The organism is Tahibacter soli (genome assembly GCF_025717065.2).
GTDB classification, from domain to species: domain Bacteria; phylum Pseudomonadota; class Gammaproteobacteria; order Xanthomonadales; family Rhodanobacteraceae; genus Tahibacter; species Tahibacter soli.
The window spans coordinates 1-2,502 of the sequence record NZ_JAOVZO020000006.1 but is presented as its reverse complement, the minus strand read 5'-3'; the positions used below and the strand labels follow the sequence as shown (position 1 = coordinate 2,502).

At 60.3% G+C, this 2,502-nt stretch carries 3 protein-coding genes; 2 read left to right on the top strand and 1 reads right to left on the bottom strand.

Annotated elements, in window-relative coordinates; genetic code table 11:
* The coding region (locus OD750_RS06930; RefSeq protein ID WP_272841840.1) for a hypothetical protein at nucleotides 1-291 on the bottom strand (291 nt) is incomplete at its 3' end.
* 265 nt (nucleotides 292-556) lie between these two features.
* Between OD750_RS06930 and OD750_RS06925 the strand changes: the two genes are divergently transcribed.
* Both OD750_RS06925 and OD750_RS06920 read left to right on the top strand, forming a co-directional pair.
* Nucleotides 557-1,453: a hypothetical protein gene (locus tag OD750_RS06925; RefSeq protein WP_263543935.1), complete on the top strand. Its 897-nt coding sequence runs from the start codon at nucleotides 557-559 to the stop codon at nucleotides 1,451-1,453.
* Nucleotides 1,450-2,502, top strand: a 1,053-nt coding sequence (locus OD750_RS06920) for a type IV secretory system conjugative DNA transfer family protein (protein ID WP_272841839.1), incomplete at its 3' end; no start/stop codon positions are given. The genes OD750_RS06925 and OD750_RS06920, both read left to right, overlap by 4 nt.

The following is a 2,502-nucleotide window of genomic DNA, read 5'->3' as shown; positions in this document are numbered from 1 at the left end:
CTCTGCGTTGTCACTGCGGAGCATCTCATTGAGCTTGCGGTAGCGGTCGCCTCTGGTACCACGAACACCCATCCGGGCTTCGTTGACGTTGTTGCGAACCTTGGCGACGGCCGGCCGCTCAACTTTCACGGCCAGCTTGGCGCTGCCCGTTGTGATCTTCTCGAAGTGTACGTTGTCCTCCTCGCCCAGCATGGCTGCCAGCTCTGCCATGTACGCCGCCAACCGAGCCATCGGGATGGTCTCGGGGGTGAAGGCATCTATACGGAAAACGTAGCGGTCATCATCCAGCATGGGCGTCTCTTGCGGGGCTGCGGCGGGGCTATACAGAAGCACCGGGGCATCGCACCGACCGAGAACCAAGTCTTCCACATTCCGCTTCGGCCTGCACCACCTCGTTCTGTGCGGGGCATTCGTCCGCCGTGGCTGTAGCTGCCCGCACCGACTCCTTTCTCATGTCGCGCCTCTCTCACCCCGCTGCAGGTGAGAGGTCTGGCCCGCTCACGGCAGGCATTTCCTTTACGCGCGCCTGTCAGGGGCACGCCACGGGGAAATCGCAATGTGGAAACGCCCGCGAACCTGGGTCACGCTTGCGCTGCTGGTCTTGCTGAACGTCGTCGCGTGGGACATACGCCCCCAGGCATTGGAGATACCAGGGGTTATTCCGCTCTATTCCCACCAGACCGAGACCGGGATCGAGCGTATTGTGCTGCGCCCCGCGCGCTTCTACTTCGATAGCGTCTGGTACTCGTACGCCGTCGCCTTGTTTATCGGGCTCGTGCTGCCCATCGCTCTTGCCCGGTTGCTTATCTGGCTCTGGCGCGCGCTGAGTCGCGAAAAGAAGCGCGTCGTAGCGGCCTGGCTCGTCCTGATCGTCGTTTGCAATGTTGTGGCGTGGGACTTGGCGACGTTCTTCGACGATATGGTCATTGGCATACCTCTATACAAAAGCCAAGACGGCACTGGCAACATTCAGTACACCGGCATCTTGCCGGGCATTCCATTTCTTGGGCCGCTAACCTCTTACGCCCTGTCCTTCCTCATCGGCATCGGCTTGCCTCTTGCGGCTCTATGGTTTTGGCTGCGGCGGCAGAGGGGCCAAGCCGTCACGCCAGTGAGTTCGGATCTACCTTTGGGCCAACAGGTATTGGCTCTGTTGGCACTTCTGGTCGTGTTCAACGTGCTGGCCTGGGATTGGGCTGAATCCACTGAGAAGGACAGCCTAGTTGTCGTCACGGGAGAAAGGGAAACCCGCGAGAGCAACGGCTTTTCGCGCTACACCGCAATCTACTACTCCGGTGTCGCTCCGGGTGTTCGCTTCGCTGACAAGGGTGCATCTGTACTCGCGTCCTTCTTCGTCGGGGAAATCCTGCCCCTTTTGATTGCCCCGGCACTGTTCCGGCGGCGGCGTCTGCGGGCCGTGCCGCTTCCGCCAGTCGCGGGAGCCCCGCGATGAGTCTCGATACCCTGTGGTCAGTACTCCAAATCCTTTTCATTATTGCTCTCGCCATCTTCATCGCCTATGCCATTTCGGTCTGGCGGCAGCGGCGCGACATGCAAGCCATACTCGACGCGGCAGTGTTGTCGTCGGCGAACGCCCACGGCACGGCTGATTGGAGCCGCAATGCCTACCCAGGCATCAAGCCAGGGCCGCTATTCCTGGGCGCGGCCAATGGCAGCGCGATGTACTACGACGGCGATCAGCATCTGATCACTGTTGCCCCGACCAGGACTGGCAAGGGAACCTGCCACATCATCCCCAACCTGCTGACCTACCAGGGCAGCATGGTCGTCAACGACATCAAGGGCGAAAACTACAAACTGTCTGGCCAGAAGCGATATGAGTTCGGCAAGGTCTTCCGGTTCGCCCCCTTCGAGGATGAAACAGACCAATTCAATCCGCTGGACTTCGTGCGGCGCGGCACCCCGGCTGCCTTCGATGACGCCATGCTCGTCGCCGACATGCTCATCGTGCCCGGGAAAGATGAGGAGGAAGGCAACCACTGGAAAGAAGCCGCCAAGAACCTGCTGGCTGGCCTTATCGGCTATGTGACCGAAACGGAAGAAGAAGGCAATCGGAACATGCAGCGCGTGCGCGAGCTGCTGACCCTCGATCAGAAGGCGTTCCTTGAGTTCGTGCGCGATGATATGGCGGCTTCCAATGCGGCCTTCGTCGTACGTGCCGCCAATATGCTGTTGCAGAAGGCAGACCGTGAGCGAAGCGGCGTCATCTCGACGGCCCAGGCGCAAACGACGATATGGGACAGCGAACACCTGGCGACAGCAACGAGAGGTAGCAGCTTTCACCTTGAAGAGCTGCGCGATGAGATCGCGACCCTCTACATCATCGTGCCGCCGGAACACCTGAGCACATACAAAAGCGTGCTGCGCGTCATGCTGGGCCTGGCACTATCAACCATGACGCGGCAGGAGCCCAAGCAGCGCAGCCAACCGCCGCTGACTTTCATATTCGATGAGTTCCCGAGTCTGGGCTATATGCAGCCC